Below are 26,513 nucleotides of genomic sequence, written 5' to 3' on the forward strand. Positions count from 1 at the left end.
CCTGACCGGGATCAGGCGGACAGACGGGCGCGACCCTTGCTACGGCGGGACGCGAGAATCGCGCGGCCGGCACGGGTGCGCATACGCAGCCGGAAGCCGTGGGTCTTCGCGCGACGACGGTTGTTCGGCTGGAAGGTGCGCTTGCTCACTCGGGGGCTCCAGAAAATCGGTAGTTGCGGGGTGCCGTCCTGGCTGTCACCGTGCGCCCACGAGTAGCTCGCAGTTACGCCCGAGTGCACCGCTTACCGATCACCCAAATGATCTGTGCCCATCGGAGGCAGGCGGCAGCAGCCATCGACAACTCGACCTGGTTACGGTACGCGCGGCTACGCCATCCGGTCAAACCAGCAGCGGCCCGGAGACACTTGTCCACAGGCTGGGGACAACAACTTGAACCGCAGCCGCCGCCCTGACTACCGTGACGGAACTCCGATTCGTTCCCTTATCCCTGCCCCACCCGATTTACATCCCGAGCCGTCCCAGAACCACACGTTCGTGGGACCTGTGAGAGAGCGTGCCCTGTGGCTGACGTACCTGCCGATCTTGCCGCAGTGTGGCCACGCGTATTGGAGCAGCTCCTCGGGGAGGGCCGCGGCCAGGGTGTCGAGGCGAAGGACGAGCACTGGATCCGGCGATGTCAACCGCTCGCGCTGGTCGCGGACACCGCCCTGCTCGCCGTACCGAACGAATTCGCGAAGGGCGTACTCGAGGGCCGCCTGGCGCCCGTCGTCAGCGAGACCCTGAGCCGCGAGTGCGGCCGTCCGATCCGGATCGCGATCACCGTCGACGACTCCGCGGGCGAACCCACGCCCGCGCCCCCGGCCCGTTCCCAGTCGCGTTACGAGGAGCCCGAGCTGCCGGCCGCGCGCCAGGACCGCGACGGTTATGAGGGGTACGGGCGTCACCGCGCCGACCAGCTGCCGGGAACGGCCGGCGACCAGCCGCCGCCTGCGCGCGGAGATCAACTTCCCACCGCCCGTCCCGCGTACCCCTCCGAGTACCAGCGCCCCGAGCCCGGCTCCTGGCCGCGGCCGGCGCAGGACGAGTACAGCTGGCAGCAGCAGCGCCTCGGCTTCCCCGAGCGTGACCCGTACGCGTCACCGAACCAGGACACCTACGGCTCACCGGACTCCTACGGCACCCGGGACTCGTACGAATCCCACGGATCGTCGCAGGACTCGTATGGATCGCATGGATCACGTGGGTCACACGGGTCGCGCGGTTCGCAGGACTCGTACGGCTCGTCCCCCCAGGACGCCTACGGCTCCCCGTCCCAGGACTACCGCCCGCAGTCCATGGAGCGCCCCTCCTACGAGTCGCCGCGCTCCGACTACGACACGTCACGCCCCGACTACGACCAGCGCGACCCGGTCCGCCGGGAGCTGCCAGAGCCGCCGGCCGGCTCGGGGCACGTGCACCGCGGCGGCCCCGTCGGCCCGAACCTGCCCACGACCGGTGCGCCCGGCCCGCTGGCCGCGCAGCCCGCGCCGGCGACCGGCCCGGGTGAGCCCACCGCACGTCTGAACCCGAAGTACCTCTTCGACACGTTCGTCATCGGCGCCTCCAACCGCTTCGCGCACGCCGCCGCGGTCGCCGTCGCCGAGGCACCGGCGAAGGCGTACAACCCGTTGTTCATCTACGGGGAGTCCGGGCTCGGCAAGACGCACCTGCTGCACGCGATCGGGCACTACGCGCGCAGCCTCTACCCGGGCACGCGGGTGCGGTACGTGAGCTCGGAGGAGTTCACCAACGAGTTCATCAACTCCATCCGCGACGGCAAGGGCGACAGCTTCCGCAAGCGCTACCGCGAGATGGACATCCTGCTCGTCGACGACATCCAGTTCCTTGCGGACAAGGAGTCGACGCAGGAGGAGTTCTTCCACACCTTCAACACGCTCCACAACGCCAACAAGCAGATCGTGCTGTCCTCCGACCGGCCGCCCAAGCAGCTGGTGACGCTGGAGGACCGGCTGCGGAACCGTTTCGAGTGGGGTCTGATCACCGACGTCCAGCCGCCCGAGCTGGAGACGCGTATCGCGATCCTCCGCAAGAAGGCGGTGCAGGAGCAGCTGAACGCGCCGCCGGAGGTGCTGGAGTTCATCGCGTCCCGGATCTCGCGCAACATCCGCGAGCTGGAGGGCGCGCTGATCCGGGTCACGGCGTTCGCCTCGCTCAACCGGCAGCCGGTGGACCTGGGCCTGACGGAGATCGTCCTCAAGGACCTCATCCCCGGCGGCGAGGACTCGGCCCCCGAGATCACGTCCACGGCCATCATGGGCGCGACGGCGGACTACTTCGGGCTGACCGTCGAGGACCTGTGCGGCACCTCGCGCGGCCGCGCCCTCGTCACCGCCCGGCAGATCGCCATGTACCTGTGCCGCGAGCTCACGGACCTGTCACTGCCGAAGATCGGCGCGCTGTTCGGCGGCCGCGACCACACGACGGTCATGCACGCGGACCGCAAGATCCGCAACCTGATGGCCGAGCGCCGCTCCATCTACAACCAGGTCACCGAGCTGACCAACCGCATCAAGAACGGCTGACAGCGCCGGCCGTACGACGCCGAGGGCGCCCCTGGAGCGGACTTCCGGGGGCGCCCTCCGTCATGTCGCGGCCGGCCTTCGTCATGTCGCGGCCACCGGCTGTTCGAATTACCTGCCGGGTTACGGCCCCTCTCCACAGATTCGGCGACTTTCTCCCGTCCACACCCTGGGGACTGGGAAGTTGTCCAGACTGTGTCCACAGAGGCCTCTGTTGAAGGACCATCAGACCAGGTCACCTGCGTGTGGATTCGTGGACGAACGATCTCCACAGGCTGTGGACAACGAGAGCGTCCACAGGCTGTGCATCGAGTTGTCCACCGGCAACCCACAGGCTGGGGCCGGTTGTCCCCAGCGATCCCCAGCTTCTCCACATCGCTGTCCACTGTTCGGCAACGCGACGCGCCTCCTCACCGGGTCGAGTGAAAGGCGTCACACGAAGGTGCCGGGTTGGGCTGTGGGAAAGGTGGGTAAACCTGGGGACGGCACTGGGGAGAACTCGCCTCACCCTGTGCACGGGGTGTGCAGAACTTTCCGTTCTCCACAGAAGCCCCTGGTTGTCCACTGCCGTCACCCACAGGACCGGTGGACAAAATTCCCGCTCTGAGCTGGGCAAACAGGGTTATCCACGGTATCCACAGGCCCTACTACTACTCCCGACTAGAGAGAGCTGGGAATTCGTTTCGAAGCGGGCCCTGTGCACAACTTGCCCTCCGGCGCCCGACCGCCCCTCGTCACGACTTGACCCCGAGAGGCACCTACTGTCAGTGCGGTGCGTCAGACTGGTCCCCGGTGTCCTCCCCATCCCGGGGACCGTCGACACCGAGACAGACGACGAGGGCCAGGCAGAGCGAGAAGCGCCGGCAACAGCAGGAGGCGGCAACAGTGAAGATCCGGGTGGAACGCGACGTACTCGCGGAGGCAGTGGCCTGGGCGGCACGCAGCCTCCCGGCCCGTCCGCCGGCGCCTGTCCTCGCCGGCCTGCTGCTGAAGGCCGAGGACGGCCAGCTGAGCCTGTCCAGCTTCGACTACGAGGTCTCCGCGCGCGTGTCCGTGGAGGCCGAGGTCGAGGAGGAGGGCACGGTGCTCGTCTCCGGCCGCCTCCTCGCGGACATCTGCCGAGCCCTCCCCAACCGGCCGGTGGAGATCTCCACAGACGGTGTACGGGCGACGGTGGTGTGCGGCTCCTCCCGGTTCACACTCCACACACTGCCTGTGGAGGAGTACCCGGCGCTGCCGCAGATGCCGAACGCGACGGGCACGGTCCCCGGCGAGGTCTTCGCCTCCGCGGCCGCCCAGGTGGCCATCGCCGCCGGCCGTGACGACACGCTGCCCGTCCTCACGGGCGTCCGCATCGAGATCGAGGGCGACACGGTCACGCTGGCGTCCACCGACCGCTACCGCTTCGCGGTCCGTGAGTTCCTGTGGAAGCCGGAGAACCCGGAGGCCTCCGCGGTCGCCCTGGTGCCCGCCAAGACGCTGCTGGACACCGCCAAGGCCCTGACGAGCGGCGACCAGGTGACCCTGGCGCTGTCCGGCTCGGGCTCGGGCGAGGGCCTGATCGGCTTCGAGGGCGCCGGCCGCCGTACGACGACCCGCCTGCTGGAGGGCGACCTCCCGAAGTACCGCACGCTGTTCCCGACGGAGTTCAACAGCATCGCCGTGATCGAGACCGCCCCCTTCGTGGAGGCCGTCAAGCGTGTGGCCCTGGTCGCCGAGCGGAACACCCCGGTGCGGCTCAGCTTCGAGCAGGGCGTGCTCATCCTGGAGGCCGGCTCCAGCGACGACGCACAGGCTGTGGAAAGGGTCGACGCCCAGCTGGAGGGCGACGACATCTCGATCGCCTTCAACCCGACGTTCCTGCTGGACGGCCTGAGCGCCATCGACTCCCCGGTCGCGCAGCTGTCCTTCACGACGTCCACGAAGCCCGCGCTGCTCAGCGGCAAGCCGGCGCTGGACGCCGAGGCGGACGAGGCCTACAAGTACCTGATCATGCCGGTGCGCCTGAGCGGCTGAGCTCCGGCGGTTGTCCACAGGCTGGGGGCGAATCCGCAGGTGAGGGCGTACGACTGAGCGCGTATGCCCACAGATGTGCGCGAGCGTCCGGGTTTAGGCTCGGACGTGGGTACGAAAGTGCCGCAACGCCACGTCGGACACCTGCAAACCTAAGGAACACAACTGATGGAGCTCGGTCTCGTCGGCCTCGGCAAGATGGGCGGCAACATGCGCGAGCGGATCCGCCGCGCGGGCCACACCGTCTTCGGATACGACCGCAACCCGGACCTCGCCGATGTCCACAGCCTGCCGGAGCTTGTGGGCAAGCTCAGCGGCCCGCGTGTGATCTGGGTGATGGTCCCGGCGGGCGAGCCCACGCAGTCCACCATCGACGAGCTCGCCGAACTGCTGGAGCCCGGCGATGTCGTCGTGGACGGCGGCAACTCCCGCTGGACCGACGACGAGAAGCACGCCGAGGAGCTGGCGGCCAAGGGCATCGGCTTCGTCGACTGCGGTGTCTCCGGCGGCGTCTGGGGCCTGGAGAACGGCTACGCGCTGATGTACGGCGGCGACAAGGAGAACGTCGCCAAGGTGCAACCGGTCTTCGACGCCCTCAAGCCGGAGGGCGACTTCGGCTCGGTGCACGCCGGCAAGGTCGGCGCGGGCCACTTCGCGAAGATGGTCCACAACGGCATCGAGTACGCGATGATGCAGGCCTACGCCGAGGGCTGGGAGCTGCTGGAGAAGGTCGACTCCGTGACCGACGTCCGGGAGGTCTTCCGCTCCTGGCAGGAGGGCACGGTCATCCGCTCCTGGCTGCTCGACCTCGCGGTCAACGCGCTCGACGAGGACGAGCACCTGGACAGGCTCCGGGGTTATGCACAGGACTCCGGTGAGGGACGCTGGACTGTGGAAGCCGCCATCGACCACGCGGTGCCGCTGCCGGCGATCACCGCGTCGCTGTTCGCGCGGTTCGCCTCCCGTCAGGAGGACTCGCCCCAGATGAAGATGATCGCGGCGCTGCGGAACCAGTTCGGCGGCCACGCGGTCGAGACCAAGTAAGCAACACCCGAGGGTTGGGGAGGTCGGCGAAACGACCATGCACGTCACGCATCTGTCGCTGGCCGACTTCCGCTCGTACCCCCGGGTCGAGGTCCCGCTCGACCCGGGAGTGACGGCCTTCGTCGGACCGAACGGGCAGGGGAAGACCAATCTCGTCGAGGCCGTCGGCTATCTCGCCACGCTCGGCAGCCACCGGGTCTCCTCCGACGCCCCCCTGGTCCGCATGGGCGCCGAGCGCGCGATCATCCGGGCCCAGGTGCGGCAGGGGGAGCGGCAGCAGCTGGTCGAGCTGGAGCTGAACCCGGGGCGCGCCAACCGGGCCCGGATCAACCGGTCCTCGCAGGTCAAGCCACGTGATGTGCTCGGGATCGTACGGACCGTGCTGTTCGCCCCCGAGGATCTCGCCCTGGTCAAGGGCGACCCCGGTGAGCGGCGCCGCTTCCTCGACGAGCTGATCACCGCCCGCTCCCCGCGCATGGCCGCGGTCCGCTCCGACTACGACCGGGTTCTCAAGCAGCGCAACACCCTCCTCAAGTCGGCCGCGCTCGCTCGCCGGCACGGCGGCCGCAGCATGGACATGTCCACGCTCGACATCTGGGACCAGCATCTCGCGCGCGCGGGCGCCGAGTTGCTCGCCCAGCGCCTGGACCTGATCGCCGCCGTCCAGCCGCTCGCCGACAAGGCGTACGAGCAGCTCGCCCCCGGCGGCGGGCCGATCGCCCTGGAGTACAAGCCGTCCGCGCCGGGCGAGGCGCACACCCGCGATGACCTGTTCGAGCAACTGATGGCCGCGCTCGCCGAAGCCCGCAAGCAGGAGATCGAGCGGGGCGTCACCCTGGTCGGCCCGCACCGGGACGACCTGCTGCTCAAGCTCGGCCAGCTGCCCGCCAAGGGGTACGCCTCGCACGGCGAGTCCTGGTCGTACGCCCTGGCGCTGCGTCTCGCCTCGTACGACCTGCTGCGCGCGGAGGGCAACGAGCCGGTGCTGGTGCTCGACGACGTCTTCGCCGAGCTGGACACCCGCCGCCGTGAGCGCCTCGCCGAGCTGGTCGCGCCCGGCGAGCAGGTCCTGGTGACGGCCGCGGTCGACGACGACGTACCGTATGTGCTGTCCGGGGTGCGGTTCGCCGTGTCCGAGGGGACGGTGGAGCGCGTATGACGGAGAACACACCGGAGATCCCGTCCGGGCCCCGGTCGCCCGAGCCGTCCGGCGTCGACCTCGCGCGCGTGGCGCTGCGCGCCGCCAAGGATGCCGCACGCGCGCGTGGGGACGCTGCGCAGCAGAAGAAGCAGGCGCGCCGCGGCGGACTGCGCTCCGGCGCGCGCGCCGACGGCCGCGACCCCATGGCGCTCGGCTCCGCGATCAACCGGCTGATCACCGAGCGCGGCTGGGAGGCCCCGGCCGCGGTGGGCGGGGTGATGGGCCGCTGGCCGCAGATCGTCGGCGAGGACGTGGCCAAGCACTGCGTGCCGGAGAGGTACGACGAGGAGGAGCACGTCCTGTCCGTGCGCTGCGACTCGACGGCCTGGGCGACGAACCTCCGGCTGCTCGCCCCGACCCTGGTCGCGCGTCTCAACGAGGACCTGGGCCACGGCACGGTGAAGCTGATCAAGGTGCAGGGCCCGGGCGCCCCCAACCGCCGCTACGGCCCGCTGCGGGCTCCCGGCAGCACCGGTCCCGGCGACACCTACGGCTGACGGGAGCCCCTCCCCGGGGCTGTCCCAAGGCCCCGCGAGGGCCCGATCGGCGCCCGTTTCCCACCGGTCGGCAACAAGTGACTGACATCACAAAAGTGGGCACCGACGGCCCGCTCGGGGTCCCGGCGCTCCTCTCTTCGCACCACCGCACGCGGTTGCGAATCGCGACCTGACTCCGAAGTAGCCAAGGGTTGACGGCCGGAAGCGCTGAGTGCCTCCGTGAGCCTCTTGGAGCCCCCATCCGCATATCGGGAGTCGGGCAAGACCCATCGAGGGCGGCACATGCGGACTCAGGTACCGGCAAACCCCCATCAGTGTCAGTGCTACCGGTAGACTGGAAGCAATCCCGCCCCAATCGTGGGGACCGTCCGGGAAAAGCTGAGCAACGCTGATCAAGGCTTACCAACGCAACATGCCGCAGCCGCTCCGGCAACCCGCCGACGAGCCTGGCTTGTGCTGTGCCAGAAAGGGCGCTTCGTGGCCGATTCCGGCAACCCCAACGAGAACATCCCGTCCACCGATGCAGGCGTGAACAGCGAGGCGATCACCTCCAACGGCGAGGTCACCGCCTCGTACGACGCCAGTGCCATCACAGTCCTCGAGGGTCTGGACGCGGTCCGCAAGCGACCCGGTATGTACATCGGCTCGACCGGTGAGCGCGGACTGCACCACCTCGTGTACGAGGTGGTCGACAACTCCGTCGACGAGGCGCTGGCGGGCCACGCGGACACCATCGAGGTGACGATCCTCGCCGACGGCGGCGTGCGCGTCGTCGACAACGGCCGTGGCATCCCGGTGGGCATCGTCCCCTCCGAGGGCAAGCCGGCCCTCGAGGTCGTGCTGACAGTGCTGCACGCGGGCGGCAAGTTCGGCGGCGGCGGCTACGCGGTCTCCGGTGGTCTGCACGGCGTGGGCGTCTCCGTGGTGAACGCGCTGTCGTCGAAGGTCGCCGTCGAGGTCAGGACGGACGGCCACCGGTGGACGCAGGACTACAAGATGGGCGTCCCCACGGCACCGCTCGCCCAGCACGAGGCCACCGAGGAGACCGGCACGTCGGTCACCTTCTGGGCCGACGGCGACATTTTCGAGACCACGGACTACTCCTTCGAGACGCTCTCGCGGCGCTTCCAGGAGATGGCGTTCCTCAACAAGGGTTTGACCATCAAACTCACTGACGAGCGCGAGTCGGCGAAGGCCACCTCGGGGGCGGACGAGGCCGGCGCGGACGAAACCGCCGAGGTCAAGACGGTCACCTACCACTACGAAGGCGGCATCGTCGACTTCGTGAAGTACCTCAACTCCCGCAAGGGAGAGGCGGTGCACCCGACGGTGATCGACCTCGAGGCCGAGGACAAGGACAAGGGCCTCTCCCTCGAAGTCGCGATGCAGTGGAACAGCGGTTACAGCGAGGGTGTGTACTCCTTCGCCAACATCATCCACACCCACGAGGGCGGTACGCACGAAGAGGGCTTCCGGGCCGCGCTGACCTCGCTCATCAACAAGTACGCCCGCGACAAGCGGCTGTTGCGCGAGAAGGACGACAACCTCACCGGTGACGACATCCGCGAGGGCCTGACCGCGATCATCTCGGTCAAGCTGGGCGAGCCCCAGTTCGAAGGCCAGACGAAGACGAAGCTGGGCAACACCGAGGCCAAGACCTTCGTCCAGAGGGTCGTCTACGAGCACCTGAACGACTGGCTGGACCGCAACCCCAACGAGGCCGCGGACATCATCCGCAAGGGCATCGCGGCGGCCACCGCGCGCGTGGCGGCCCGCAAGGCCCGCGACCTGACCCGCCGCAAGGGCCTGCTGGAGACCGCGTCCCTGCCGGGCAAGCTCTCCGACTGTCAGTCGAACGACCCGACCAAGTGCGAGATCTTCATCGTCGAGGGTGACTCCGCCGGCGGCTCGGCCAAGTCCGGCCGCAACCCGCAGTACCAGGCGATCCTCCCGATCCGCGGCAAGATCCTCAACGTCGAGAAGGCGCGCATCGACCGGATCCTGCAGAACCAGGAGATCCAGGCGATGATCTCCGCGTTCGGCACGGGTGTGCACGAGGACTTCGACATCGAGAAGCTCCGCTACCACAAGATCATCCTCATGGCGGACGCCGACGTCGACGGCCAGCACATCAACACCCTGCTGCTGACCTTCCTGTTCCGCTTCATGCGGCCCCTGGTCGAGGCCGGCCACGTGTACCTCTCCCGTCCGCCGCTCTACAAGATCAAGTGGGGCAAGGACGACTTCGAGTACGCGTACTCCGACCGCGAGCGCGACGCCCTGATCGAGATGGGCCGCAACGCCGGCAAGCGCATCCGCGAGGACTCGGTCCAGCGCTTCAAGGGTCTCGGCGAGATGAACGCCGAGGAGCTGCGCATCACGACCATGGACCAGGAGCACCGCGTCCTCGGCCAGGTCACGCTCGACGACGCCGCCCAGGCCGACGACCTGTTCTCGGTCCTCATGGGCGAGGACGTAGAGGCCCGCCGCGCGTTCATCCAGCGCAACGCCAAGGACGTCCGCTTCCTCGACATCTGAGTCGGTCTCAGCTGACCGCACCAGGAAGGACCTTCACCAGCAATGACCGACGAGAACACTCCCGTGACGACGCCCGAGGGTGACGCCCTGGCCATGCGCGTCGAGCCCGTCGGGCTCGAGACGGAGATGCAGCGCTCGTATCTCGACTACGCGATGTCCGTCATCGTCTCGCGTGCGCTGCCGGACGTCCGTGACGGCCTCAAGCCCGTCCACCGCCGCGTGCTGTACGCCATGTACGACGGCGGCTACCGCCCCGAGCGCGGCTTCTACAAGTGCGCCCGCGTCGTCGGCGACGTCATGGGCAACTACCACCCGCACGGCGACTCCTCCATCTACGACGCGCTCGTGCGTCTGGCCCAGTCGTGGTCGATGCGCATGCCGCTCGTCGACTCCAACGGCAACTTCGGCTCCCCGGGCAACGACCCGGCCGCGGCGATGCGGTACACCGAGTGCAAGATGGCGCCGCTGTCGATGGAGATGGTCCGTGACATCGACGAGGAGACCGTCGACTTCACGGACAACTACGACGGCCGCTCCCAGGAGCCGACCGTCCTGCCGGCCCGCTTCCCGAACCTGCTGATCAACGGCTCGGCCGGGATCGCGGTCGGCATGGCGACCAACATCCCGCCGCACAACCTGCGCGAGGTCGCCGCCGGCGCCCAGTGGTACCTGGAGAACCCCGAGGCCTCGCACGAGGAGCTGCTGGACGCGCTGATCGAGCGCATCAAGGGCCCGGACTTCCCGACCGGCGCGCTCGTCGTCGGCCGCCGGGGCATCGAGGAGGCGTACCGCACCGGCCGCGGCTCCATCACCATGCGCGCGGTCGTCGAGGTCGAGGAGATCCAGAACCGCCAGTGCCTGGTGGTCACGGAACTGCCGTACCAGGTCAACCCGGACAACCTCGCCCAGAAGATTGCCGACCTGGTCAAGGACGGCAAGATCGGCGGCATCGCGGACGTCCGCGACGAGACGTCCTCCCGCACCGGCCAGCGCCTGGTCATCGTGCTGAAGCGGGACGCGGTCGCCAAGGTCGTGCTGAACAACCTCTACAAGCACACCGACCTGCAGACGAACTTCGGCGCCAACATGCTGGCGCTGGTGGACGGCGTGCCGCGCACGCTCTCGCTCGACGCGTTCATCCGCCACTGGGTGGCGCACCAGATCGAGGTCATCGTCCGCCGTACGCGCTTCAGGCTGCGCAAGGCCGAGGAGCGCGCGCACATCCTGCGCGGTCTGCTGAAGGCCCTGGACGCCATCGACGAGGTCATCGCGCTGATCCGGCGCAGTGACACCGTCGAGATCGCGCGCGGGGGCCTGATGAGCCTCCTGGAGATCGACGAGATCCAGGCCAACGCCATCCTCGAGATGCAGCTGCGCCGACTGGCCGCCCTGGAGCGCCAGAAGATCGTCCAGGAGCACGACGAACTCCAGGCGAAGATCACCGAGTACAACGAGATCCTGGGCTCCCCGGTCCGTCAGCGGGGCATCGTCAGCGCGGAACTGGCCGCGATCGTCGAGAAGTACGGCGACGACCGCAAGACCAAGCTGATCCCGTACGAGGGCGACATGTCCATCGAGGACCTGATCGCCGAGGAGGACATCGTCGTCACGGTCACCCGGGGCGGCTACATCAAGCGCACCAAGACCGACGACTACCGCGCCCAGAAGCGCGGCGGCAAGGGCGTGCGCGGCACGAAGCTCAAGGAAGACGACATCGTCGACCACTTCTTCGTGTCCACGACGCACCACTGGCTGCTGTTCTTCACCAACAAGGGCCGCGTCTACCGCGTCAAGGGCTACGAGCTGCCCGACGCCGGCCGGGACGCGCGCGGTCAGCACGTCGCGAACCTGCTCGCCTTCCAGCCGGACGAGGCGATCGCCGAGATCCTGGCGATCCGCGACTACGAGGCGGTTCCGTACCTGGTCCTCGCCACCAAGGCCGGACTTGTGAAGAAGACGCCTCTGAAGGATTACGATTCGCCGCGTTCCGGCGGTGTGATCGCGATCAATCTCCGGTCGATGGAGGACGGTTCGGACGACGAACTGATCGGAGCCGAGCTCGTCTCGTCGGACGACGATCTGCTTCTGATCAGCAAGAAGGCACAGTCGATCAGGTTCACCGCCTCGGACGAAACCCTGCGGCCCATGGGCCGTGCCACCTCGGGTGTGAAGGGCATGAGCTTCCGCGAGAGCGACGAGCTGCTCTCGATGAATGTTGTTCGACCCGGTACGTTCGTGTTCACTGCCACCGACGGCGGGTACGCGAAGCGGACCAACGTCGACGAGTACCGCGTCCAGGGTCGCGGCGGCCTCGGCATCAAGGCCGCCAAGATCGTGGAGGACCGTGGGTCTCTCGTCGGCGCTCTGGTGGTCGAGGAGACCGACGAGATCCTCGCCATCACGCTGGGCGGCGGTGTGATTCGTACGCGAGTCAACGAGATCAGGGAAACCGGCCGTGACACCATGGGCGTCCAACTGATCAATCTGGGCAAGCGCGATGCCGTTGTGGGCATCGCTCGCAACGCCGAGGCGGGACGCGAGGCGGAGGAGGTCGACGGCGACGTGGTCGTCGACGAGACCGCCGAAGGCGCCGCGACCACCGGCACGGACGAGGGTGAGGCGCCCTCGGCCGAGTAGCACGAGGAGTGAGTCAGCGTGAGCGGAGCCACGGGCGCCGGACCGAGGGGTACCTCGAAGGGTACGGACACGGACGACGGCGGCCGTGGCTCCGCCGCGCGTGCGGCGGACCCGCACACGACCAACCTGAAGGCGATCAAGTCCCCGACCAAGGACTCGCCCTCGCCTGACACGCATGGATCACAGGGGGGAACTGTGATGGACACCAAGGGTCCGCAGACCCAGCAGCACACCGCTGGAGCGGGCCCGTCCGCATCCGGCGCCCAGCCGCAGCCGCAGCCCGAGCCGGCCGCGCAGGAGCAGGGCGCCGCCGCGCAGACGGCCTCCCCCCTGCCCGGGGAACGGCAGGCACAGCAGCAGGCCGGGCCGTACCACCCGCCGCAGGCCTACCCGGCGCAGCCGGCGGCGGCCGGTGCCGGAGCCGGTACTGCCGCCGGTACCGTACGGCGTCCCCGCACGGGCGCCCGCACCACGCCGCGCGTCCGCAAGGCCCGCCTGCGCGTGGCCAAGGCCGACCCGTGGTCGGTGATGAAGGTCAGCTTCCTGCTCTCCATCGCCCTGGGCATCTGCACGATCGTGGCGTCCGCCGTGCTCTGGATGGTGATGGACGCGATGGGCGTCTTCTCCACGGTCGGCGGCACGATCTCCGAGGCGACCGGCTCGAACGAGTCGAACGGCTTCGACCTCCAGGCCTTCCTGTCGCTGCCCAACGTCCTGATCTTCACGTCGGTCATCGCGGTCATCGACGTCGTCCTGGCGACGGCCCTCGCGACGCTCGGTGCGTTCATCTACAACATGTCCGCCGGTTTCGTGGGTGGTGTGGAGCTGACGCTCGCCGAGGACGAGTAGATCCCTCGAAGATCCCTCGCTGACGGCGGATGGCGGTGTCCCGACAACCGATTTTGGGACTGCCCGTGTCGTGCGCTAATCTTCAGGGGTCAGCGCGCGGGACACACACCGAAAAGCGCGGCGGGGCTATAGCTCAGTTGGTTAGAGCGCATCCCTGATAAGGATGAGGCCACAGGTTCAAATCCTGTTAGCCCCACCAGCACGAAGACCCCCGGCCCATAGGGCCGGGGGTCTTTTGACACCAACGGTTGACACCAACCGAAGGGACCGCGTCACGGTGTAGTGGGCTCCCTCGGGCGCACCGCGCCCGGTGCCGACGGGTGCGGCCCCCCAGGCAGAGCCGAGCAGACGCGGCCCCTGGCGTCCAGGTCGTTCGTACAGTGGCGCGGAGTGGTGGGTGGTGTCAGGCCAGAGGCGCGCCTGAACCCCTTGGTCATCAGTTGGCCGCCTGTTTTACTTCGCGCATGATTACGGGCGTGATTGCGGGGCTCTGTGTCTTCGTTGGCTCGGTGATCGGGACGATCCTCGTGGCACGGCGAGCGCGGCGGACAGCTGCTCGGGCCGATGCAGGGGAAGCAGTCTTCTTCCAGGTCGGGGCCAACCTGCCGGATGAGGGACGCCGATACAGCCTTGGCCGGGTACCGGCCGGAAGCGAGTTCCGGTGGGGGCCTCGCTGGTCGTGGACACGGTTGCGTGAACTCCCGACAGATCTGCGCTATGTCCGCGCACGCGAAGCAACCTTTCGCGAAATGTTGTGGCTGCTCCCGCTTGGCGCGCTGGTGATCGAGTGTGAATCGTCAGCGGGGCCTGTACGACTATGGACCCGCGCGGAACATGTGGTGCCCGTTGTGGGGATGATTCGGCGTACAGGGCGAGCGACACAGGCCAGACAGAAGAAGGCCCGGCAGCTTCGAGGAGCTGCCGGGCCTGTACGCGGGTCGCCGGGAGGTGCTGGGGATATCAGCGCTGTAGCGGAGTGAGATGGTCCGCTGGGTCGCCTTCGCCGTCGGCGTCCGTGTCGTCGTCGGTGCAGTCGGCGGTGGGTGATGCCGTCGTGTCCGCGAGCGGGCGGTGGCGGCAGCTGGGGGACTTGCCGTGGGCCTCGGCGCGGATGCGCTGCTTCATCGTGGGGGGCAGGGCCCTGGCGTAGGACAAGGACCACGGAGCCGTCGTCGGTGCCGTCCGCTGCTGCGGGATGTGCGCGCTGTTGCGCTGCTGCTCGGGCTGCGGTACCGCCGCGGCGGCGGTCGTGGTGACGAATCCGAGCGCCGTGCACAGCGCGAGGAAGGCGGTGACGATGGCGGTCCACAGCTTCATGACCTTGTTCCGGGCCATAACCCCTCACTTTCGGGTTGGGCGATTTGCGTACTTTCCTCATGATGTGTATGGGGGTCGAGAAGTGGTGGACCGACGCCCGTGGCGCGGCGATGTTCAGATGAACACCACTCGAATGGACGCAAGAGGGGTGAAATGGTGAGGAAGGAGGAGAAGGGCGGTCGAAGTAACCGTCCGTCGGCGTGTGATCACTCTCCGGTCGGAGCGGCAGACTCCGCTTCTATCCCGGTTCGCCGGGCGGGAGTTGAGCGCCGACTCAGGTCACCGATCGGTATCGGTCGGTGTGTATAGTCGGGCGCCAGAGGTCCCCTACGTCAACGAAAGACGAGGTCGCGCGGTGAAGAAGCTTCTCCTGGTCGCACTGGCCGCCATCGGCGGGCTCCTCGTGTACCGCCAGATCCAGGCGGATCGCGCCGAGCAGGATCTGTGGACGGAGGCGACTGACTCCGTGCCCACGGGTTCGTGAGTCACGACATCCCAAACCGAGCACACCCCGGCCGCCTCGCGGTCGGGGTTTTGTGTGTTTGCGGGGACGGCGGGACGGTGGACACGGCGGCGGGGCAGGATGGGCCACGGTTCCACGGTTTGACGGCTGCGGTGTCACGGCGTTCTGCGGTCCGGTGACGTGAGGGGTGGCGCGTGAGGGGACGGTGTCGTACGGCGTGGGGGCGTACGGGCGCGTGGCGCGGTCGTCGTCCGTCGGTGGTCGCGCGTGTGGGCGTCGTGGCGGTGGTGCTGGGTACGACGGCTGCCGTGGCGCCCGGACAGGCCGCCCTGGCCGCCGCCGGGGCGTCCGGTACGGCGGTGTCGCCGAGCCCGTACGCCTTCGCCGACGACGCCCGGAGCATCAAGGGGGCGAGGAGCACCGCTGAGGCCGTGCTGCTGACTCCCGGCACGGCCTACAAGAGCTCCCTCCCGAGCAGCGGCAAGGTCAGCTACCGCCTCCAGCTCGACGCCACGTCGAACGCGTACGTCTCCGTCACCGCCGTCCCCTCCCCCGGCAGCACCGTCTCCGTCATCGACGGGCTCAAGGTGTCCGTGCAGGACGACGACGGCACCTCATGCTCCGACGACACCGCGAATTTCGGCGCCGCCCGCAGTCCGCACCCGGTCGCGGCGTGGGGCCGGCGCGAGATCTCGCCGACCAAGTCGCTGTGCCAGGAGGCCGGGAACTACTACGTGTCCGTCGAGCGCGTCGACCCGAAGGGCCAGGGCTCCTCGCCCGACGCCTGGGATCTGGAACTCGTCGCCATGACGGAGCCCCGGACGGCGAAGCCCGGGCCGACCAGCGCACCCGGGGTGTGGAACTCCGCCTCGCCCCAGCCGCTCCTGGGGGAGGCCGAGCGCCGCCGGGGCGGTGCGGGATTCGCCGTGGCCACCCCGCTGGACCAGGGGGTTTGGCGGGACGACATCCTGCCCGGCCAGACGCTCTTCTACGAGGTGCCGGTCGACTGGGGCCAGCAGCTCCACGTCACCGCCGACCTGGGCAGCTCGGCCTCCGGCGGCACCGTTTACACGCCCGGCGCACTGGAGCTGGCCCTGTACAACCCGGCGCGGGGCCCCGTCGCCGACGTGGGCGTCGGCTACGACGGCGACCAGAAGTCCGGCAGTCTGCCTCCCCTGCCGCCGGTCGACCACGCCAACCGCCACGCCGTCATCGGCCAGGTCGGTGCGATGCGCTTCGCCGGTTCCTACTACCTCGTCGCGCACCTCGCAAAGAGCGTCGCCGACAGCTTCGGGGACGGGCCGTTCCTGATGACGTTGCGGGTCCGGGTGAGCGGGGAGGCGCGGGGCGGACCCGACTACGTGGGGGAGTCCGAGCCGAAGGGCGTCTTCGAGGTCTCGGACCAGGACCGGGAGGCGGCGGCCGAGGGCGTGGCCGGGGGTGACGACACCGCGATGCGGGTCGTCGCCGTGGGCGGGATCGGCACCGGGAGCGCGCTGCTGGTGGGGCTCGGGGTGTGGACCGTGGTGGCTCGGCGGAGGAGCGCGGGGTAAGGGAGCCGGGGGCGCCCGGGCTGGTGCCGGCGGGGCTCAGATTTGGGTCAGGGCCCAGAAGCCCACGGCGTAGCAGACCAGGGCGAGGAGCAGGAGCGGGACCGCCAACTTGGCCGGGGGGCCGGGGCGGCGGGGAGGGCGCTGTGCTCGGTGCCGTGAGGTCCGCTGTCCGGGCAATGGAGCTTGCGGGGTCTGCGGGGTCTGGGCGGTGTAGGGGGCGGTGGAGGTGTTGGTGGGCTGGTGTGTTGCCGGGGGCAGCGGCCGGCCTGGATAGCCCGCGTGATTCGGGTGGCTCGGGTACGCCGGTGGGAGCGGTTGGGCCGGGGACAGGGGATAGGTGGCGTCGTAGGGGGAGTAAGCGGCCTGCTGGTGCGAGGCCTGTACCTGTGCCTGAGCCTGTGCGTCGTGGTCCGGTGTGGGGGAGTTGGTGACGGTGGCCTGGGGCGGCGGCAGGTGGAAGCTGCCGGTGTCCGACATGGAGGGCGGCTGAGCGGGGGTGGCCGGCGGGGCGGTGTCCTGGCGGGGGCCGGGCTGGACGACCGCTGCGCCCGGGTCGGACCAGGCGTCGCCGTTGCCGGAGGTGTCCTGCCGGGGCCGCTCCTCGTCCGCCGCCGGACCGGACCGCTCCTCGTCCGCCGTCGAACCGGGTCTCTCCTCGCCCGTCACCGGACCCGGCGGCTCGTCCTCCCTCGGCCGTAGCCCCCGCGCTCTCTCCAGAGGGCCCTCCGGAGCGAACCCCGGGGGGAGCGGGCCGATTTGGTCGAAGATCTCGATCAGCTCGTCGTCCGGGCCGGGCTCGGGCAGGAGCTCCACGGCGGCGGCGAGCGCCTTGCGCGCCCCCGTGGCCGTACGGAACCGGGCCTGCGGGTCCGGCTGGAGCAGCATGGCCACCACCTGCCACAGCGGCTCCGGAATGCCCTTGGGCGCACCGGGCGTTCCGTGCTCGGCGAAGTACTGGATGAGCGCCTTGCTGTCCGGCTTGGCACCCTCCAGCAGATACAGCGCGACCAGGCCCACGGCGAACAGGTCGGCGGGGAAGTCCGGCTCCGCGCCCATCATCTGCTCGGGCGCGAGATAACCGGGCGTCCCCACCACGAGGTTGGTCTCCGTCAGACGGGGCTCGCCCAGCCGCATCGCGATGCCGAAGTCGGACAGCCGCAGCCGCGGCCGGCCCGTGCCCGTGGCTTCCAGCAGGATGTTGGCGGGTTTCACGTCACGGTGCACGACGTCCTCCGCGTGCACCGCGGCCAGTCCCGCCAGCAGTTGGTCGAGCAGTGTGCAGACGAAGGCCGGCGGGAGAGGGCCGTAGTCCCCGACGAGGTGGACCAGTGAGCCGCCCGCGACCAGGTCCATGGTGAAGAGGACCTTGTCGTCGTCGGCGGCCCAGCTGGTGGGGGCGAGCACATGGGGGTGGTCGATCCGCAGGGCCTGTTCGCGGACGAACCGCAGCAGCGAGTGCGCGTCGCTCTGGAGCAGGACCTTGGCGGCCACATAGCGGCGGCGGCGGTGGTCCCAGGCACGCCAGACGGCGCCGACCCCTCCGCGTCCGATCGGGTCGACCAGTTCGTACCGGCCGGCGAACACCTCACCCATGGCTGTACGTCGCTCCTCCCCCTGTGGTCTCCCCCCTTGCTTCCCCCTCGACGAGCGCTACGACTCCCCGACGGGCGAAACGGCTCCCCACGACTCCCCCGATGAGTGATACACGTCCCCCTCGCGTCGACCGGTCCCCCGTACGGCACACGCCCCCTCGTGCCCGCCCGAACCGTGACGCGGCCCCCGTCACCTCACCCGAACCCGGTGCCGAACCCCCTTCGGCGGCCGGGTGGTGGGATCAGCTCTGGTGGGACTGGTAGTGCGCGACCGCGTCCGAGGTGCGGCCGGCTCCGTACACCCGGAGGAACTCCGCCAGTTCCGGGTGGGTCGGGGCGAGGGTCTCCGCGGCGTCGATGATGTCGCCCGCCGCCGCGACCGAGCGCAGCAGCGACTGGATCTCCCGGACGACGCGCTTGACCGTGGGCGCCCCCGAACTGCTCGTCGTCTGTGTGGTGTTGCTGAGCACCGAACCCCCCTGTGACTTCTTGATCTCCTCCATGCGCTCGGTGGCCTCGGCCGCGCTCACGCTGCCGTCCGCGACCTGCCCCGCCAGGTCCTGGAGCAGCTGCACCCGCTGCACCACGGCGGGGTTGCCGATCTTCGCCCGCTGACCGCTCATCAGCTGCGACAGCATCGGCGCGGACAGTCCCAGAACCCCCGCGAGACGAGCCTGGTTCAGACCAAGATCGTCGATGAGCCTACGGAAGAGCGCCCCCAACGGCTCCCCGTACCAGTTCCGCTGCAGTTCCCGCGCTCTTGCGGTGGCTTCCTGCTGTGCGGCGTCCATTGCGTCTCCCCATCGCTTCCCCAAGTACGGCGGTTCGCGGTAGCGAACCACGCCGAGCATCTTACGGAGAGTGGTCGGCGACGGGGACCCCCAATCCTTTTGCGGAATCATGGGGGTGACCCGGTACTCTGGTCTCCGACGCCCGCCGGGACGTGGTTTTTCCGGGCGGATGTTCTCTTCCGGGGCCTTAGCTCAGTTGGTAGAGCGCTGTCTTTGCATGGCAGATGTCAGGGGTTCGACTCCCCTAGGCTCCACCCTCGAATGCCCTCCGAACTGCGGAAACATGGTTCGGAGGGCATTTTTGCGTGGGCTGTGGGGCTCTGGTCGGTGAGCATCACCGGCTTCTCGCGGGTGGAGCGGGTGACGGGGTGGCTCTCGTATGGATCTGGTGGCCAGGGCCATGGCTCGGAGATCGTGGGATTGTGGCCGACTGAGGGCCGGAGCCCGGGGCCGGGGGCGGTCGGCCCGTCGACTGACCGCATGGCGGCTGCGGCACCGGCGTGCGCGACGACGTCTTCCGGGAGGCCCAGGCTGCGGCCGTGGTGCTGGGGGCCGGGGCGTTCATGGTCGGGGTGGGCCGGGCACGCAAAGGCACCTGAGAGGCGGCCCATGTTTCACGTGAAACAGCACGGCGGGGCGGGAGACCCCCAAGGCTCTCAAAGCTGAGCCTCAAGTCTCCCGCCCCGCCGTGCCGTTGAGTCCGTGGCCGAGCTTTCGGATCCGGCGGCCCTCAGGAACCGTCGTCGCGCCGCGCGGCCTCGTCCTCGGCCTGCTTCGCCTCGACCTCCGGGTCCAGAACCGACTCACCGCTGCCGTCCACGGAGGTCAGGCGGCCCGACTCGGGAACCTCGGTCGCGGCGGGCGGCTCCACCAGCCAGTCCGGGTTGGCCTGCTTGTCCCACCACTTCCAGGCCGCGAAGGCACCGCCCGCGAGGGCACCCAGAACGACCAGCGTCTTCACGGCCCGGCCGGCCCTCGCCCGCCGTTCCTGCTTGCGGATCAGCTTCTGGACCTCCTTCGACGAGACCTGACCGCGCAGCGCGGCCATCGCGGCCACGCTCCGGGCAGCGGCCTCGGTCGTGACGGGCACGGCCGCGGCCATCGCCTGCTCGAGCTTCGGCCTGGAGTACTCCGCCGCCTGCCGGGCGGCCTGGCGCGTGCGGACGGCGGCCTGGTCGACCTTCGGCGGCACATGCGTGCGGGCCTGCTCCAGATACGGCTGCACATGGGCACCGTACTGGACGCGCGCCTGCCCGGCGGCCTGCGTCACCTTGGGCGCTAGCCGTACGCGTGCCTCGTGTGCGTAGTGCGCGGCCCTGTCCTTGGCCGTGTCGGCGTAGGGCGCCACCACTTCCGCGGCGTGCAGCACGCTGTCCTTCGCCGAACCAGTCGCGGCGCGCACGCTGTCGATGCGGGTCACGGGTTCCTCCTCCTCGGTGGCGTACGGTATTTCGACTTTCCACCCTTTTACGGATCATGCCTCCCAGTGCGCCGCCAGGCATGCGCGGGCGGGCATCCGGGTCACGGGAGCCGGCTCCGGGCCATCCCCGGTCGAAAAACCGATCAAGAGCGGACCGAGTGCTGATCGGGAGCCGATCACATGCAATAGCGGATGAATAGGGGGCAACGGGAGCTTGTCGTCGACAATGCCACGGATCGCCGCCGCGCGCCCCCGCCCGGGGGCTACTCGACTGGTTTTTCTGCAAGCGATCGGCCCGGTTTACCCCCGGTGAACGGAGGTCGGGGGACGCGGAGCCCCGTCCATGCGAGGATCAGGGAGTCACGGAAAGACAACGGAAGGCAGATCGTGGCTGAGCAGCTCTACGCCACCCTGAAGACCAACCACGGCGATATCGAGGTCCGGCTTCTGCCGAACCACGCCCCCAAGACGGTCAAGAACTTCGTCGAGCTCGCCCAGGGCGAGCGGGAGTGGATCCACCCGGAGACGGGGCAGAAGACCACGGACAGGCTCTACGACGGCACGGTCTTCCACCGGGTGATCAGTGGCTTCATGATCCAGGGCGGTGACCCGCTGGGCAACGGCACCGGCGGTCCCGGCTACCAGTTCGAGGACGAGTTCCACCCGGACCTGCGCTTCGACAAGCCCTACCTGCTGGCGATGGCCAACGCCGGCCCGGGCACCAACGGCTCGCAGTTCTTCATCACCGTCTCCCCGACGGCGTGGCTGAACCGCAAGCACACCATCTTCGGCGAGGTCACCGGTGCGGCCAGCCAGAAGGTGGTGGACACCATCGCCACGACCCAGACGAACCCGCGCACCGACCGCCCGCTCAACGACGTGGTCATCGAGTCGGTCGTCATCGAGACCCGCTGAGCGCGGAAGCCCCCGACAGGGAACCAATCGCCCCGCTCGTCCGTAAAGATGAGCGGGGCGGGCTTTTCTCATCACGACCTAGGGGATCTCATGGACGACCAGGCTGCGGGCAGCCCGCAGGACGCCCACAGCGTCCCCATGTGCTACCGCCACCCGGGCCGCGAGACCGGCATCCGCTGCACCCGCTGCGAGCGGCCGATCTGCCCCGAGTGCATGGTCAACGCCTCCGTCGGCTTCCAGTGCCCCGAGTGCGTCCGCGGCGGCTCCGGCACAGGGCACGCACCCGCGGCCGCCATGCCCCGGACGATCGCGGGCGGCGCCGTCACCGCCGACCCCCGCCTGCTGACCAAGATCCTCATCGGTATCAACCTGGCGGTGTTCATCGCCGTCTCCGTCCGCGAGTCGCTCCTGAACGACCTCGTCCTGCTCGGCGCCTGGCCGCCGGCGCCCTTCACGCCCACACAGGGCGTGGCGGGAGGCGAGTGGTACCGCATGGTGACCTCGATGTTCACCCACCAGGAGATCTGGCACATCGCGTTCAACATGCTCAGCCTGTGGTGGCTCGGTGGCCCGCTCGAAGCGGCTCTCGGCCGGGTCCGCTACCTCGCGCTCTACTTGGTCTCGGGTCTCGCGGGCAGCGCCCTGGCCTATCTGCTGACCTCCCCGAACACGGCGACGCTGGGCGCCTCCGGCGCGATCTTCGGCCTGTTCGGTGCCACGGCCGTGTTGATGCGCCGGCTCAACTACGACATGCGGCCGATCATCGCGCTGCTGGTGATCAACCTGATCTTCACCTTCAGCCCGGGCTTCAACATCTCCTGGCAGGCCCACATCGGCGGCCTCGTCGCCGGTGTCGTCGTCGGATACGCCATGGTCCACGCCCCGCGCGAGCGACGTGCCCTGATCCAGTACGGCACATGTGCCCTGGTCCTCGGCGTGGTCGTCCTGTTGACCCTGTTGAGGACGGCCCAGCTCAGCTGAGCGCGGGCGTTGTCCACAGCGGGTGGCGGATCTTGTGCATAGCGTGCGGGAACACATGTGCCCCCTGTCGCCGACTCGCGTTTCCGCAGGTCAGACAGGGGGCGAACATGTTTTCGAGTTCCGGTACTTCCGTCATACCGGCGTCAACGCTCGGCGAGTTATCCACAGATCGTCGTTTCTTTTCCACCTGTGGAAAACGGCTGTGGATAACTCAGCGAACAGCCCTGGGGAGAGCTGCGTTCACCGTCCGGTGGCCGCTACTTCCACTGGGTCGAGACACCGAATCCGGCGGCGATGAAGCCGAAGCCCACCACGATGTTCCAGTTGCCCAGCGAGTCGATGGGCAGCGAACCGTCGGTGACGTAGAAGACGACGATCCAGGCCAGGCCGATGAGGAACATGGCCAGCATGACGGGCGCGACCCAGGCACGGCTGTTCAGCTTGATGGCGGTCGTCTGCTTCGCAGGCGGCGGCGTGTAGTCGGCCTTCTTGCGGATACGTGACTTCGGCACGAGGGTCTCTCCTGTCGATGCGCTGCGTGGCCGCGCAGGTAACTGGGTCGGTCTCGGGGCAGCGTGAGGGGACTCTGAGTGCTCCCCCGGGCGTCCGTTAGCGTAGTGCTTCCGTGGCGCCGAAGGAGATAAGGGTACGTTGAGCAATTCTGCCGACTCCCCCGGGACGGGATCCACCCCTGAGCGCGCGCGCCGTTTCCGGCCCGTGCGGATCCTCACGGCGGCCGTCTTCGCCCTCGCGGGACTCCTTTTCTTCACCAGCTTCGACACCGCCAAGGGCACCAACATCCGCACGGACACCTCGCTGCTGAAGCTGTCCGATCTCATCCATGAGCGCAGCCGGGAGAACGGCGGGCTGGACGAGACCAACGGGATCCTGCGCAAGGAGATAGAGGCTCTGGCCGAGCGCGACGACGGCAGCACCAAGGCGGAGGACGACAAGCTCGCCGCCCTGGAGAAGCGCGCGGGCACGCAGAAGCTCAAGGGCGAGTCGCTCACGGTCACACTCAACGACGCCCCGCCGGATGCCACCGCCAAGCTGCCCGGCTATCCCGAGCCGCAGCCCGACTACCTGGTCATCCACCAGCAGGACCTCCAGGCCGTGGTGAACGCGCTGTGGCAGGGCGGCGCCAAGGGCATCAAGGTCATGGACCAGCGGCTGATCTCCACCAGCGCGGTGCGCTGCGTGGGCAACACCCTGATCCTGCAGGGGCGCGTCTACTCACCGCCGTACAAGATCACGGCGGTCGGTGACCCGGGCAAGCTCCAGAAGGCGCTCGCGGCGTCCCCGGCGATCCAGAACTACATGGTGTACGTCAACGTCTACGGGCTCGGCTGGAAAGTCGAGGAGAACGGGCCGGTGACTCTTCCCGGCTACTCGGGCACAGTGGATCTGCACTACGCGAAGCCTGTGGAGGAGTAGAGCCTGGCCGGGGGAGCCGCCGGTGCGTGTGATCGTCAGGACCGTCAGCGAACTGTGTATCACCGTCGGCAGCGTGATCGTGCTGTTCGTCGTCTACGTGCTGTTCTGGACCGGCGTGAAGGCCGACGACGTCATGGACGACCAGATCGAACTGCTCCGGAAGGAGTGGTCGAAGTCCCGGTCGGCGGCACGCTCCCCCGCGAGCCCTCCGAAACCCGCGCCCTACGCCAGGGGCAAGCCCTTCGCGATCATGTACATCCCGCGTCTTGGTTTCACGTGGAACAAGCCGGTGCTCGAGGGCACGGCGACCGGCACCCTGAAGAAGGGCCTGGGCCGCTATGCGCAGACGGCCCAGCTCGGCCAGAAGGGGAACTTCGCGGTCGCCGGCCACCGCCGTACCCACGGCGACCCCTTCAAGGACTTTCCCAAGCTCCGGCGGGGTGACGCCGTGGTGCTGACCGACGGCACGACCTGGTTCACGTATCGGATCGACAAAGGCCCGCACAAAACAGTGCCCTCCGACATCGAGGTGATCGCCCCTGTCCCACGTACATCCGGGTACACGCGCCCGGGCCGCTATCTGACGCTGACCACGTGCGAACCGGAATGGGGACACAGTCATCGGCTGATCGTCTGGGCGCACCTGGACTCCACCCAGCCTGTGGACGCCGGGAAACCTGAGGCGTTGCGCGGTTAGTCTGGTGGCTGTACGGCGTGGGTCTGGTGCCGTGGTACGACGGAAGGGACGGCATGTACGGCTGGATCTGGCGGCATCTGCCGGGGAGCACGTGGGTGAAGGCGCTGATCTCACTCGCCCTGGTCGTGGCCGTGGTCTACGTCCTCTTCCAGTACGTCTTCCCGTGGGCGGAACCGCTGCTGCCCTTCAACGATGTGACGGTGGACAACCAGTGAGCGCGCGCATTCTCGTCGTCGACAACTACGACAGCTTCGTCTTCAACCTGGTCCAGTACCTGTACCAGCTGGGCGCCGAGTGCGAGGTCCTGCGCAACGACGAGGTGTCCACGGCGCACGCCCAGGACGGCTTCGACGGTGTCCTGCTCTCCCCGGGCCCGGGCACGCCGGAGGAGGCGGGCGTCTGCGTCGACATGGTCCGGCACTGCGCCGCCACTGGCGTCCCGGTCTTCGGCGTGTGCCTCGGCATGCAGTCGATGCAGGTGGCGTACGGCGGGGTCGTGGACCGCGCGCCCGAGCTGCTGCACGGCAAGACCTCGCTGGTCGAGCACACGAGCCGGGGGGTCTTCGCCGGCCTGCCCTCGCCCTTCACGGCGACGCGCTACCACTCGCTGGCCGCCGAGCCCGCGACGGTCCCGGCCGAGCTGGAGGTCACGGCCCGGACGCACGACGGCATCGTCATGGGCCTGCGGCACCGCGAACTTCCCGTCGAGGGCGTGCAGTTCCACCCGGAGTCGGTGCTGACCGAGCACGGGCACCGGATGCTGGCCAACTGGCTGGTGGAGTGCGGCGACCAGGGTGCGGTGGCGAGGTCGGCCGGACTCGCCCCGGTGGTGGGCAGGGCCACGGCGTGACGGCGCTGCGCCCCGAGCGCGAGTCCGACACCTCGTACGGGCAGCAGTCGTACGGGGTGCCGGGTGCGTTCGAGGACTGGTCGGGTGGAGGGGCGTACGGTGCTTCTCCGCGGCCGGAACCGCAGCCACAGCCACAGTCACAGCCGTACATGTCAGAGCCGGAACCGCAGCCCCAGCCGTATACGCCGGAGCCGTACCCGGAGTCGTACGAGCCCGTCCCGGACGAGCCGTACCGGCCTGTCGTCGACGAGGAGACGGTGGCGCTGCGGATACCGGATCCGCCGCCCGCGGCCGGTGACCCCGTATCCGGTTCTGCGGGCTCTTCCGCCACCCGGCACGGCGGACCCGCCCACGGCGGCCGCGCGGCCCGCAGAAAGGCCTCCAAACGCCGTCACGGGCGCCATGGCGGCGCTTCGGAGACCCGCTCGGCCCAGAACTCGGCACGGGAGGAGCGGCGGGCGCCCCTGTCGCGGGTCGAGGCGCGACGGCAGGCGCGGGCGCGCAAGCCGGGCCCGGCGGTGGTGGCCAGCCGGGCGATAGGCGAGGTTTTCATCACGACCGGCGTGCTGATGCTGCTGTTCGTGACCTACCAGCTGTGGTGGACGAACGTCCAGGCGCAGGCACAGGCCGGTAAGGCGGCAAGCAGCCTCCAGGACGACTGGGCGAACGGCAAACGCAACCCGGGGGCCTTCGAGCCGGGGCAGGGCTTCGCCATCCTGCACATCCCGAAGCTGGACGTGGTCGTGCCGATCGCCGAGGGCATCAGCAGCAAGGGTGTTCTCGACCGGGGCATGGTCGGCCACTACGCCGAGGGCGCGCTGAAGACCGCGATGCCCAGTGACAAGACCGGGAACTTCGGGCTCGCGGGCCACCGCAACACCCACGGAGAACCGTTCCGGTACATCAACAAGCTCACTCCGGGCGATCCGATCGTCGTGGAGACGCAGGACGAGTACTACGTCTACAAGATGGCGTCGATCCTGCCGGTCACCTCGCCCAGCAACACGAGCGTCCTGAACCCGATCCCGCCGGGGTCGGGATTCACCGAGCCCGGCCGTTACATCACGCTGACCACGTGCACGCCGGAGTTCACCAGCAAGTACCGGATGATCGTCTGGGGCAAGATGGTCGAGGAACGGCCGCGCAGCAAGGGCAAGCCGGATGCGCTCGTCAGTTAAGGG

23 protein-coding genes and 2 tRNA genes are annotated in these 26,513 nt (G+C 68.9%); 19 read left to right on the forward strand and 6 right to left on the reverse strand.

All coding sequences use genetic code 11. The features are described 5' to 3' along the window. Positions 1-11: 11 nt before the first annotated feature. Positions 12-149: a 50S ribosomal protein L34 gene (gene rpmH / locus PV963_RS22870; protein ID WP_003956500.1), complete on the reverse strand. Its 138-nt coding sequence runs from the start codon at positions 147-149 to the stop codon at positions 12-14. Between the two features lie 372 nt (positions 150-521). Here rpmH and dnaA point away from each other — a divergent pair, with 372 nt between their 5' ends. The 9 genes from dnaA (at position 522) to PV963_RS22915 (ending at position 13,518) form a co-directional block, all read left to right on the forward strand. Then, positions 522-2,543 (forward strand): chromosomal replication initiator protein DnaA, encoded by a 2,022-nt coding sequence (dnaA, locus tag PV963_RS22875; protein WP_274817615.1) that lies wholly within the window; start codon positions 522-524, stop codon positions 2,541-2,543. An 882-nt stretch (positions 2,544-3,425) separates the two neighbouring features. After that, positions 3,426-4,556: a DNA polymerase III subunit beta gene (dnaN, locus tag PV963_RS22880; RefSeq protein WP_274817616.1), complete on the forward strand. Its 1,131-nt coding sequence runs from the start codon at positions 3,426-3,428 to the stop codon at positions 4,554-4,556. Between the two features lie 165 nt (positions 4,557-4,721). Next, positions 4,722-5,597, forward strand: coding sequence for a phosphogluconate dehydrogenase (NAD(+)-dependent, decarboxylating) (gene gnd, locus PV963_RS22885; protein ID WP_274817617.1), 876 nt, complete (start codon positions 4,722-4,724; stop codon positions 5,595-5,597). 37 nt (positions 5,598-5,634) lie between these two features. Then, positions 5,635-6,756 (forward strand): DNA replication/repair protein RecF, encoded by a 1,122-nt coding sequence (gene recF / locus PV963_RS22890; RefSeq protein ID WP_274817618.1) that lies wholly within the window; start codon positions 5,635-5,637, stop codon positions 6,754-6,756. Further along, positions 6,753-7,295 carry a DUF721 domain-containing protein gene (locus PV963_RS22895; protein ID WP_274817619.1) on the forward strand — a complete coding sequence of 181 codons (543 nt, stop codon included), beginning with the start codon at positions 6,753-6,755 and terminating at the stop codon, positions 7,293-7,295. Before recF ends, PV963_RS22895 begins: the two co-directional genes overlap by 4 nt. A 477-nt stretch (positions 7,296-7,772) precedes the next feature. Continuing rightward, the gene (gene gyrB / locus PV963_RS22900; RefSeq protein WP_274817620.1) at positions 7,773-9,833 is read left to right on the forward strand and encodes a DNA topoisomerase (ATP-hydrolyzing) subunit B; all 2,061 of its coding nucleotides are present in this window, start codon (positions 7,773-7,775) and stop codon (positions 9,831-9,833) included. A 42-nt stretch (positions 9,834-9,875) separates the two neighbouring features. Beyond that, complete coding sequence (gyrA, locus tag PV963_RS22905; RefSeq protein WP_274817621.1) at positions 9,876-12,470, forward strand: DNA gyrase subunit A; 2,595 nt, start codon at positions 9,876-9,878, stop codon at positions 12,468-12,470. Between the two features lie 18 nt (positions 12,471-12,488). Next, positions 12,489-13,319 (forward strand): DUF3566 domain-containing protein, encoded by an 831-nt coding sequence (locus PV963_RS22910; RefSeq protein WP_274817623.1) that lies wholly within the window; start codon positions 12,489-12,491, stop codon positions 13,317-13,319. 122 nt (positions 13,320-13,441) lie between these two features. After that, positions 13,442-13,518: transfer RNA gene (locus PV963_RS22915), tRNA-Ile, on the forward strand. Positions 13,519-14,279: 761 nt separating this feature from the next. Here PV963_RS22915 and PV963_RS22920 read toward each other — a convergent pair. Then, positions 14,280-14,654, reverse strand: coding sequence for a DUF6344 domain-containing protein (locus tag PV963_RS22920; RefSeq protein WP_274817624.1), 375 nt, complete (start codon positions 14,652-14,654; stop codon positions 14,280-14,282). A 337-nt stretch (positions 14,655-14,991) separates the two neighbouring features. Between PV963_RS22920 and PV963_RS22925 the strand changes: the two genes are divergently transcribed. Together PV963_RS22925 and PV963_RS22930 are read left to right on the forward strand one after the other, a co-directional pair. Then, positions 14,992-15,120 carry a DLW-39 family protein gene (locus PV963_RS22925; RefSeq protein ID WP_003999697.1) on the forward strand — a complete coding sequence of 43 codons (129 nt, stop codon included), beginning with the start codon at positions 14,992-14,994 and terminating at the stop codon, positions 15,118-15,120. 236 nt (positions 15,121-15,356) lie between these two features. Then, positions 15,357-16,652, forward strand: coding sequence for a hypothetical protein (locus PV963_RS22930; RefSeq protein WP_274817625.1), 1,296 nt, complete (start codon positions 15,357-15,359; stop codon positions 16,650-16,652). A 36-nt stretch (positions 16,653-16,688) separates the two neighbouring features. On the opposite strand, the gene PV963_RS22935 is transcribed toward PV963_RS22930, so the two are convergent. Both PV963_RS22935 and PV963_RS22940 read right to left on the reverse strand, forming a co-directional pair. After that, positions 16,689-18,245: a serine/threonine-protein kinase gene (locus PV963_RS22935; RefSeq protein WP_274817626.1), complete on the reverse strand. Its 1,557-nt coding sequence runs from the start codon at positions 18,243-18,245 to the stop codon at positions 16,689-16,691. A 241-nt stretch (positions 18,246-18,486) separates the two neighbouring features. Next, positions 18,487-19,035, reverse strand: coding sequence for a helix-turn-helix domain-containing protein (locus PV963_RS22940; protein WP_010032653.1), 549 nt, complete (start codon positions 19,033-19,035; stop codon positions 18,487-18,489). A 181-nt stretch (positions 19,036-19,216) separates the two neighbouring features. Here PV963_RS22940 and PV963_RS22945 point away from each other — a divergent pair. After that, positions 19,217-19,289 (forward strand) — tRNA-Ala (locus PV963_RS22945). A 476-nt stretch (positions 19,290-19,765) separates the two neighbouring features. On the opposite strand, the gene PV963_RS22950 is transcribed toward PV963_RS22945, so the two are convergent. Continuing rightward, on the reverse strand, positions 19,766-20,455 hold the full coding sequence (locus PV963_RS22950) for a DUF5324 family protein (protein ID WP_274817627.1): 690 nt from the start codon (positions 20,453-20,455) through the stop codon (positions 19,766-19,768). Positions 20,456-20,842: 387 nt separating this feature from the next. Here PV963_RS22950 and PV963_RS22955 point away from each other — a divergent pair, with 387 nt between their 5' ends. Next, positions 20,843-21,370 (forward strand): peptidylprolyl isomerase, encoded by a 528-nt coding sequence (locus PV963_RS22955; protein WP_274817628.1) that lies wholly within the window; start codon positions 20,843-20,845, stop codon positions 21,368-21,370. Positions 21,371-21,460: 90 nt separating this feature from the next. Next, complete coding sequence (locus PV963_RS22960) at positions 21,461-22,351, forward strand: rhomboid family intramembrane serine protease (RefSeq protein ID WP_274817629.1); 891 nt, start codon at positions 21,461-21,463, stop codon at positions 22,349-22,351. Between the two features lie 257 nt (positions 22,352-22,608). On the opposite strand, the gene crgA is transcribed toward PV963_RS22960, so the two are convergent. Next, positions 22,609-22,863: a cell division protein CrgA gene (gene crgA, locus PV963_RS22965; RefSeq protein WP_059417130.1), complete on the reverse strand. Its 255-nt coding sequence runs from the start codon at positions 22,861-22,863 to the stop codon at positions 22,609-22,611. Positions 22,864-23,002: 139 nt separating this feature from the next. Here crgA and PV963_RS22970 point away from each other — a divergent pair, with 139 nt between their 5' ends. Genes PV963_RS22970 through PV963_RS22990 form a run of 5 tightly spaced genes read left to right on the forward strand, consistent with a single transcriptional unit; the run spans position 23,003 to position 26,510 of the window. Then, positions 23,003-23,785, forward strand: a complete 783-nt coding sequence (locus PV963_RS22970) for a DUF881 domain-containing protein (protein WP_274817630.1) — start codon at positions 23,003-23,005, stop codon at positions 23,783-23,785. Between the two features lie 22 nt (positions 23,786-23,807). Next, positions 23,808-24,482, forward strand: coding sequence for a class E sortase (locus PV963_RS22975; protein ID WP_274817631.1), 675 nt, complete (start codon positions 23,808-23,810; stop codon positions 24,480-24,482). A 17-nt stretch (positions 24,483-24,499) separates the two neighbouring features. Further along, positions 24,500-24,697: a hypothetical protein gene (locus PV963_RS22980; RefSeq protein ID WP_167407433.1), complete on the forward strand. Its 198-nt coding sequence runs from the start codon at positions 24,500-24,502 to the stop codon at positions 24,695-24,697. Then, entirely contained in the window at positions 24,694-25,332 is a 639-nt protein-coding gene (locus tag PV963_RS22985) for an aminodeoxychorismate/anthranilate synthase component II (protein ID WP_010032593.1), read from the forward strand. The genes PV963_RS22980 and PV963_RS22985 overlap by 4 nt, the downstream gene beginning before the upstream one ends. After that, complete coding sequence (locus PV963_RS22990; protein WP_274817632.1) at positions 25,329-26,510, forward strand: class E sortase; 1,182 nt, start codon at positions 25,329-25,331, stop codon at positions 26,508-26,510. Before PV963_RS22985 ends, PV963_RS22990 begins: the two co-directional genes overlap by 4 nt. Positions 26,511-26,513: the final 3 nt, after the last annotated feature.

The organism is Streptomyces coeruleorubidus (genome assembly GCF_028885415.1).
GTDB classification, from domain to species: domain Bacteria; phylum Actinomycetota; class Actinomycetes; order Streptomycetales; family Streptomycetaceae; genus Streptomyces; species Streptomyces coeruleorubidus_A.

Bases quoted from the DNA above. Each gene is read 5' to 3' on its own strand.
- gnd (WP_274817617.1), top strand. From the start codon at position 4,722: ATGGAGCTCGGTCTCGTCGGCCTCGGCAAGATGGGCGGCAACATGCGC.
- recF (WP_274817618.1), top strand. From the start codon at position 5,635: ATGCACGTCACGCATCTGTCGCTGGCCGACTTCCGCTCGTACCCCCGG.
- PV963_RS22895 (WP_274817619.1), top strand. From the start codon at position 6,753: ATGACGGAGAACACACCGGAGATCCCGTCCGGGCCCCGGTCGCCCGAG.
- gyrA (WP_274817621.1), top strand. From the start codon at position 9,876: ATGACCGACGAGAACACTCCCGTGACGACGCCCGAGGGTGACGCCCTG.
- PV963_RS22920 (WP_274817624.1), bottom strand. From the start codon at position 14,654: ATGGCCCGGAACAAGGTCATGAAGCTGTGGACCGCCATCGTCACCGCC.
- PV963_RS22935 (WP_274817626.1), bottom strand. From the start codon at position 18,245: ATGGGTGAGGTGTTCGCCGGCCGGTACGAACTGGTCGACCCGATCGGA.
- PV963_RS22940 (WP_010032653.1), bottom strand. From the start codon at position 19,035: ATGGACGCCGCACAGCAGGAAGCCACCGCAAGAGCGCGGGAACTGCAG.
- PV963_RS22960 (WP_274817629.1), top strand. From the start codon at position 21,461: ATGGACGACCAGGCTGCGGGCAGCCCGCAGGACGCCCACAGCGTCCCC.